The sequence below is a fragment of the Syntrophorhabdaceae bacterium genome, assembly GCA_035541755.1.
Taxonomy (GTDB): Bacteria; Desulfobacterota; Syntrophorhabdia; order Syntrophorhabdales; family Syntrophorhabdaceae; genus PNOF01.
The window spans coordinates 1-8,543 of record DATKMQ010000039.1; the positions used below are offsets into that span (position 1 = coordinate 1).

5 protein-coding genes are annotated in these 8,543 nt (G+C 53.1%); 1 reads left to right on the forward strand and 4 read right to left on the reverse strand.

Annotated features, from left to right (window positions below; translation table 11 throughout):
- The 4 genes from VMT62_03100 to VMT62_03115 form a co-directional block, all read right to left on the reverse strand.
- The coding region (locus VMT62_03100) for an aminotransferase class V-fold PLP-dependent enzyme (GenBank protein ID HVN95392.1) at positions 1 to 1,110 on the reverse strand (1,110 nt) is incomplete at its 3' end.
- 30 nt (positions 1,111 to 1,140) lie between these two features.
- Positions 1,141 to 1,536 (reverse strand): TusE/DsrC/DsvC family sulfur relay protein, encoded by a 396-nt coding sequence (locus tag VMT62_03105; protein HVN95393.1) that lies wholly within the window; start codon positions 1,534 to 1,536, stop codon positions 1,141 to 1,143.
- A 54-nt stretch (positions 1,537 to 1,590) separates the two neighbouring features.
- Positions 1,591 to 4,251, reverse strand: a complete 2,661-nt coding sequence (locus VMT62_03110; GenBank protein ID HVN95394.1) for a molybdopterin cofactor-binding domain-containing protein — start codon at positions 4,249 to 4,251, stop codon at positions 1,591 to 1,593.
- Between the two features lie 79 nt (positions 4,252 to 4,330).
- Complete coding sequence (locus VMT62_03115; protein HVN95395.1) at positions 4,331 to 5,092, reverse strand: hypothetical protein; 762 nt, start codon at positions 5,090 to 5,092, stop codon at positions 4,331 to 4,333.
- 144 nt (positions 5,093 to 5,236) lie between these two features.
- On the opposite strand from VMT62_03115, the gene VMT62_03120 reads away from it, so the two are divergent.
- Positions 5,237 to 7,912, forward strand: coding sequence for a molybdopterin-dependent oxidoreductase (locus VMT62_03120; protein HVN95396.1), 2,676 nt, complete (start codon positions 5,237 to 5,239; stop codon positions 7,910 to 7,912).
- Positions 7,913 to 8,543: the final 631 nt, after the last annotated feature.

The window sequence follows — 8,543 nt, forward strand, 5'->3', positions numbered from 1 at the left end:
CGCTCTGTCAACGTGCTCTTCTGTGGTAAAGGGGCCCAGGCTGAAACGAATACTTCCGTGCGGAGAGGTACCGAGACTCTCATGAACAAGGGGAGCGCAATGGAGACCAGTGCGAACCGCGATCCCGTAGTCACCATCAAGGATATCGCCCGCATCTTCGGGATTCAGGCCTCGTATGTTGGCGCAGAGCAGTGCGACATGGCAGGTAAGATCATCCGCGCAGTACAGTTCCACACCTTTTATTCCGAGCAGGCCGTCACGGAGGCGCGTGAGGAGGGCCATTTCCCGTAAGTGTATCGATTCCACGCGCTCCTTTTGGATGAAGGTGAGGCTTTCCAAGAGCCCGATAATGCCAAGAAGGTTGAGGGTGCCGCATTCAAGCCGGTGAGGGTATGTCTCTGTATGAAGCAGACTCCTGGAGTCAACGCCGGTACCGCCAAATCGGGTCAGCTCAATCCGTGCGTCACGGTCAAGCACGAGGCCACCGATGCCGGTGGGAGCGAGCATTGATTTGTGTCCGGTGAAGGCGAGAGCAGCTACGTGCCATGACTTCATGTCGATAGGGATTGTGCCAGCCGTCTGAGCCGCGTCCACGACCAGCGGTATACCCCGTTCTTTACACACCAAGCCAACTTCTTCTATCGGCTGGACCGTTCCCAGAACATTCGAGGCGTGGGTGAGGATCACAAGAGCCGTGTTCGGTTTTATGACGGCAGCTATCTCTTCAGGCCGGACAAAACCGTTGTCATCGAAAGAGACCAGATCATAGTCGATGACGCCTTTCTGTCGCATGTGGTACAGGGGCCGGAGCACTGAGTTGTGCTCCAATCTCGATGAGACCACATGATCACCAAACGTGAGCATGCCTTGGAGAGCTATATTCAGGGCGTCTGTTGCGTTTCCCGTAAAGATGACCCTCTCCGGGTCGGGCGCGTCAAAAAAGTCAGCCAATCTTTTTCTCGTGGTAGTGACAAGGTCCTCTGCCTCGGTCGCCAGATCGTAGCTCCCGCGACCTGGCGAAACCCCCATCCGAATATATGTCTCCAACGCAGCCCTCAAAGTCTCTGCCGGTTTGGGAAACGTTGTTGCCGCGTTATCCAGGTAGATCATGAACGCACGCGAATCGACTTTATATATTTTTCATCCTGAACAGGTCCTGGGATTCGGCAGACCCGCAACTAAGCGGGCGCCTCGCCTGATGCCTCCCGGAAAGAGACATTCGAGTTCCATAAGGCTGATGCCCACTGCTGCTTTAATGTCACGATTGAGAGGCGCACGGCCGTGATAGAAGAAGTACTCACGAAGAAAACGAATTACCTGCCACTGGAGATCGTTCAAGGTATCGATACCGCACTCCCTTGCGAGAGCCCTCGCTAGGTCCTCGGTCCAATCCTCTGGACGCCACAGAAAATCGTCCTTGTCCACCAGAACGTCTTTTCCACCAAGGCATCTTACCTTCTGCTGGACGTCACCCGCATCAAGCAAACGAGGTGTGATCCCGTCCCATCTAGGGGAATCCTTCTCATCTACTACCATGTTGCAAACTGAGACCCTGCCGGTGCTATCCGGTTCCCTCCCTGGGTGCGAACTTTACGTTCGTTTCGCCAATGCAGCTTTCACCTTTTCCGGTGTTGCAGGCAAGTCGTAAATCCGCGCTCCACATGCATCGTATATCGCGTTGATCACTGCCGGCGCTGTGCACACCATAGTCATCTCTCCCACGCCCGTGGCTCCGAGAGGACCCCTCATTCTCGGTGTCTCCCTGATAATCGACTCCATCTCAAATGCTGTCATTATGGTTGGGAATTTGAACGTGACGTAATCAACGGTTTTACCGTGAATGTACTCTTCCTTGAGAGCATAGCCAACGCCCTGATCCACACCACCTTCGAGCTGTCCTTCCAGGTTCTGAGGATGAATCACAGTGCCCGCATCCACTGTGGTCGTCACCTTAAGCACGCGTACCTCGCCATTCTCCGTATTGACTTCAACTTCGGCCATCTGTATGGAGTGGACCCGTGATTCAAATGAGGGACCGAGCCCTGTCTCAGGATCGAGCCCACCTTCCTTCAGGGCTTTCTTTGTCCCCATGTATCTGGTGAGCTTGCCGGCCTTTTTCAGTTCTTCGCACGTGCGGGCACCCGTCTCCTCCATTGCCTGTTTCAGTTGCTCAATCGCGAGAATCAATGATCCACCGGCGACATAGGTCATTCTGCTGGCTGCGGCCGGACCCATACCCACCGTATTATCTGTGTCGCGAGTCACCAAGCGAATCTTGTTCATGGCTATACCCGTAAGGTGCGATGCGATCTGTGTAAGCATCGAGTCATTACCCTCGCCGGGATCGGCAACCGCACAGAAGATTGTAAGCCCTCCGTCCGGATCAAGCTCTACCGCGACTCTGCCCACATCCCCTGGGCCCATAATACCGAAAGAATGCGCTGCTATGCCCACCCCCCGTCGTATGGTGCCGTTCTTCTGAATTGCAGCGGCTTTTCTGGCTTTGTCATACGATGGCTCGATCGCAGCGCACAGATCCGGAAATGGCCACTGCTCGTACACGTGACCGGTCGAGACACTCTGACCGGGCGCAAGAGAGTTGATTTTCCTGAGCTCAAGCGGATCGATGCCGATGCGCTCTGCGAGCATGTCTATCGCACACTCAAGAGCAAATGCGATCTGGGGCGGCCCCGCACCGCGTGCCGATCCGCCTGCAGGGTTATTCGTATAGACGAGCCGGGCCAATGCGTTTACATTCGGAATATGGTAAGACCCCGAGAGCATGCGCAACGCCCGCAGACAGATGATAGTCCCGGCACTCATGTAAGCGCCGTTATCAACTATGAAATCGATATCGAAAGCTGTTAATTTCCCTTCCCTGTCGCACCCGAGCTTGACGTTCATATCAAAAGGATGGCGCTTCGTGGTAGTCATCATCGATTCTGTAAGGCTCGGTACATAGCGTACCGGACTCTGGAAGTGAAGTGCTGCGGCTCCGGCAATTGCCTCCGAGAGCATTGCCGATTTCTGTCCAAACTGACCTCCGGAGAAGGCCTCTTCATAGCGAATGTTCTCGTAGCCTAGAGCCGTCTGAAGGATAGCCATATCCGCATGGATGTTTATACTGCGTCCGACTACCACGAGTTGAGCGTCTTCGCCCTCACCCTCCAGGTAGGCTACACTGACTTCAGGCTCGAGAGGTGCCTGGTGATTCAGCTGCGTGGAGAAATGTGCCTCTACCACATGTGCTGCTTCGGCCAACGCTTTCTTTGCATCACCCTTGATCTGCGGTTGTCTGAAACAGAGATTCGGTAACTGAGAATGCAGCTGAACCGCTCCTTGTGCCATTGCCTCCTTCGGGCTCCTGAGGACCGGAAGCGCTTGATAGTTTACTGTTACTGCTGCCGCTGCCGCACGGGCTTGATCCCTCGTCCGGGCCGCCACTATCGCGATGGGATCACCGAGGCAATGGACCTTCTCCCCGGCAAGAACGTTTTGGTCCGCCACCACCATCAGTTTTATTCCGTTGTCGCCCTTTATGTCTTTTGCCGTCATTACTCCGATGACACCTGGCATCATCGTTGCCATGGACGTATCGACGGATAGTATCTTCGCATGGTACTCGGTGCTGTGAGCGACTGCTAGCTCGAGCGCATCCTGCAAATGAATGTCGGCAGAAAACTGCGCCATGCCGCAGGCTTTGATCATTGAAGAAGGACGCGGATGTGAAACGCCGATTTTGGGGCCGTTCGGATCCGGTCGGACCGCATCAGGTGTGGATTCACCGCGCATAAAGAGACTGGCCAATTTCACTGCATCGATGATTTTTGCATACCCTGTGCATCGGCAGAGATTATGCTGGAGAGCTCTTTTGATAGCATCTATGTCCGGGTTCGGATTGCTATCGAGGAGCGCCTTAGTCGCCATAATCATGCCTGGTGTGCAGAACCCGCACTGAATTGCGCCCGAAAGAACGAATGCTTCCTGAATCAGGTGAGGATTGTCGGGTGTTCCGAGACCCTCCACCGTGATCACATCGGCACCGTCGAGGTTTGCTACCTTTTGAAGACACGACCTGACTGCTTTACCATTTACTATCACGGTGCATGCGCCGCATTGGCCCTTGCGGTCACAGGACTGCTTTGCTCCCGTCAGCCGAAGGTCTTCTCTCAACAAATCGAGAAGCACGCGATCCGGCTCAACGATGAACTGGTGGGAACGGCCGTTAACCTTCATTACCACTTTCTTCATCTGGTTTCGCTCCTTTCGCGCACAAGACATTGGCACCGGGCCACACTCACGCCCTTTCTAAGCTTGCTTAAGAGTACTATTAGAGACGTTTGCCTCCGGCGTCGAGGACGGATATCCTATCTTCCAGCTTCAGGGCCTCACGGAGCTGCACCAATGCTGCCAAAGCTGAATGTGGTTCTGTAAATCCTCTGTTGATTATGGATGTGGATAGTTCCTCCCCCACTTGCCACGGTTCGGCAAATTTCCTGCGAATGATCGAATACAGGAGACTCACGGTCTCGCCCTGCAGAGTCGAGTCCAGCTTCAGAAGCACCGTAAGCAGTGTCCACTTGCAGAAGAGGAACGTATATCGTTCGAGAATTCGCTCGGGCACATCTAACCATGCCTCGGCGATTGCCTGACGCGTCAGGATCTCCCGATTGTACACGCTGTAACCAGCTTTTGTCAGGCAGCTGGCTATGGTTGGGTCTGTTACGCTGCTCCCAAGCAGTGAGCTTAGATAGCGCACAGATAGACAGGGGTACGAATCAATGGGGCGTGTTCTCGGGAATCCGCGCTCAATCAGTATTCCGCGCATGACTTCGTGGATCATCAACGCCTCAAAATCACGGCTCCCCTTGTTCAACCATATGGTATGGCGCGTGCCGGTAGTTGCGTGGTATCCTTCCGCCGAACGTAGGCGAGGGTTCGGGTGGTCGGCTATGTCCCGGAAGTCCACCTTTGTCAGAAAACCAGAGTGCTCCAACACAAATCTTCTCGCCTCGGTCGATAGATGCTTTCCCAGAACGCACTCTAATGGCTCATAGAGTGGCGATCTTCCCGAAACAACATCGTCATGCATAATTCAATCCTCTTAAGGCTCTTGTCAGAAGTTCGGTTGACTATATTATGTCATGTTAGGCATAATATCAACAGCCAGTTATGTTGGCCGGAATCGGCCGGAAAAGGTCAGGATCGCCGTCGAGTAAAGGGAGACAGAACCGATATGGGCAAGAAAGAATCAGCCTACGAGAAAGCGCTCAGAGAGATGAAGCTCCCGGAGGGGTGGTCCCACCAATCGCCATACAAATGGAAAAAGGTCGATCCAGCCTCTCAGGGGGAGAAGAAAACCCTCTTCGGCCTTTGCCGCGCCTGTATGCAGGGAGACTGCTCAACACTGGTGCACATGGAAGACGGCATCGTGGTCAAGGTGGAGGGCAATCCTGATGCGCCGCCGAACTGGGGCACGTTGTGCGCTAAGGGAAACGCTGAGGTCATGGCACTTTACAATCCTTACCGGATCAAGGCTCCCATGGTCCGAACGAATCCCGAAAAAGGTCTCGATGTTGACCCTAAATGGAAAGAGGTCACCTGGGAAGAAGCCCTGGACTATACAGCAGAAAAGCTCAAGGAAATACGGGAAAAAGATCCGAGAGGGCTTGTGATCTGCGAGGGATGGGGACAGCGAGACACGATACTCAGAAAACCTTTCGGGGAAGCTTTCGGCACGCCGAATGAGACCGGCTCCCATGGTGCACTCTGTACAGTCCATTACGCGACGTGTTTGGTGCACGCAGGCTATCCTGTCGCTATCGTCGATCTGGAACATTGCCAATACCACATCACCATCGGCCGTTCCCTGGGGCCTAATTTTGGCGCGGTCCCGGGCATGCGCCGTTTCGCCAAAGCGATTGAGCGTGGGATGAAGCTTGTGGTGGTTGATCCGCGGAGTTCTTATGAAGCGTCCAAGGGAGAATGGGTTCCTCTACGCCCCGGGACAGCGCTTGGCTTTCTCCTTGGCATGGCGCATGCCATGCTGCACGAGATCAAGATTTTCGATGTCTGGTTCCTTAAGAACCGCACCAATGCTCCTTATCTGATTGATGAAAAGGGAGAGTACGTGAGGGATTCCGATACGAACAAGCCCATGATGTGGGATCCGATAGAGAACCGGGCAAAACCGTACAATGCGGAATTCAAAGAGATCGCCCTCGAAGGCTCTTTCAGGGTAAACGGTGCGGCCTGCAGCACCGGTTTCACACTGGTAAAGGCGGAGTATGCAAAATATACTCCCGAATGGGCTGAGGAGATATCTACGGTTGCGGCAAAGACCATCAGAAGAATTGCCAGAGAATTCGTCGAACACGCGCGCATCGGCAGCACCATTGAGATTGATGGTTTTACTTTTCCGTTCCGGCCCGTATCGCTTAATGCGGAGCGCAACGTTACGAACCGCAGGGGAGGGACGTACGCCGATCTTGTGGGTAAGATCATCAACATGCTGGTGGGGAATATCGAAGTGCCGGGAGGGTGCCTGAGTTGCAGCGTGCGCGGGCCTATAATGGGTCCAACTGAGGACGGCACCGTGGAGCGACGCTACGAGGCCGTACCCAAGCCATTCACGTTTCCTCCGGAACATGCCGATCTTAAGGAATTCTACCCTCACAGCCACGTGTCTCCTCATCTGGTGCTCAATTCAATCCTTCATCCTGAAAAATGCTACATTCCCTACAAATTGGATGCGTGGCTCAACCTTGGAGCCAATCCGATAAAGAATAATGCCGAACCTCAAAAATATGTTGAGGGGTTCAAGAAGCTCTCATTTGTGGTCACGATCGCCTTTCACATGGATGAGCCGGCTATTATGTCGGATGTGCTTCTTCCCGAGCACAGCGCTCTGGAGAGGTTGCGCGCAGCGCCCTTCTACCTTCAGCATCAATCGATCGATGATGAAGTGAATGGATTGAAGATGATCCAGCTCAGAGAACCGGTGCCGACCCTTTTCAACACAAAGAATGCGGACGACATCTTTATGGATCTTGCCGAACGTCTCGGCATCCTCTACGGTGAGGGCGGGCTCTATGATCGCCTGAATAACTCCTTGGACTGGGTAGATAAAGAGGATGGCCTCAACATGAACGGTGAGTGGAAGCTCGATCTCAACCGAAGATACCCATTGGAGGAGATCTTTGATCGTCAGGTACGGGGCTGGCCATACAGCGGCGGCAAGGGTCTCAAGGAGCTGCGCGAAAAAGGCCACATCGACTACTGGAAGCAGAAAAAAGAATTTTATCTTTATTACTACTTCCCGGACAATCAAACCCGCCATCCTTTCTACCTCATGGGCCTAAAGGAAGTGGGTGACCGTCTGAGGGCAAACCTCGAAGAGCGGAAGATTTCCTTTCCCATGATCGATGACATGGACTATGTGTTCGATCTTTATCGTCCGATTCCTCATTGGGTCGAAAGTTCAGAATCCAGAGGATTTGAAGAAGGATATGACCTGTGGGCGATAAACTGGAAGACTCCCTATCTTGCGAATGACTCGAGCAACCTTGTGGGAAACCCGTGGCTAGCGGAGATTTATTCCAAAGATCCATGGGAGTTGGTAATACTGATCAATCCCGCCACGGCTTCGAAGAAAAAATTGAAAGACGGAGACACCGTAGTTGTAGAGTCGAGATACGGAAAGATTGAAGGCCGCCTCAGACTGTCGGAACTCTTTCACCCGGATGCGGTGGGTATCGGCGGGGATTATGGCTTGGGGACCTGTCAGTCCAATCCGCTGAATCGGATCGGTCCCCATTTCAACACACTCCTGTCTATTGATCCCAAGACATTGGATGCGGTAAGTGCGGGCCAGGACATTACTCCTGCGGTGAAAGTCTACCGAAAGAAGTGAAACTGCTATGGTTATAAGTCTCGGACCAAGTAAACTTTCTGTCACAATTGTTTCGACAAAGCAAAAGCCTGACATGAAGATTTAGAATACGAAATAGTTCGCACCTTTCTTTTATCGAGAAATAATCTCGCCGTACGGCAAGTTTAAAAATCATTTGCGATTTAAAAGAAATGAAGAGGGTTGATCGGCCCGGAGACGCAAACATTACCAATTCACGGTCAACCGGCTCCCTTTTTTGAAGAGAGTGAAAAGGCATCTCAGAAATGACCAAACATTTTCTGCAAGAACAGCAGAAGTCTCAGCCCATCAGACTCTTGCGAACTGATGAAGGCTGGCAAGGAACATGGCACGCACAGTACCGGGTTCGGGTAAGCACGCGAGCACGAAGCCTTTTTCTCACTCATCACTACAAGAGCTCGATCTAACCGACTGGGATTACCAGAAAGTTCCACATTTCTGCGCGAAACGAGGCGGTGCGATGGTCTGCCCGCAGCCCCATGGCTGTGCGCTATCACCTCCGTTTCCCGATCCCACAAGGAACATTCTGCTTACAAGATGAAGTCCGTGGAAAGAAACCGGGAACGACGTTCTGTCACAATGGATCTGATGATATCCTTGTTCGCATCAGTCT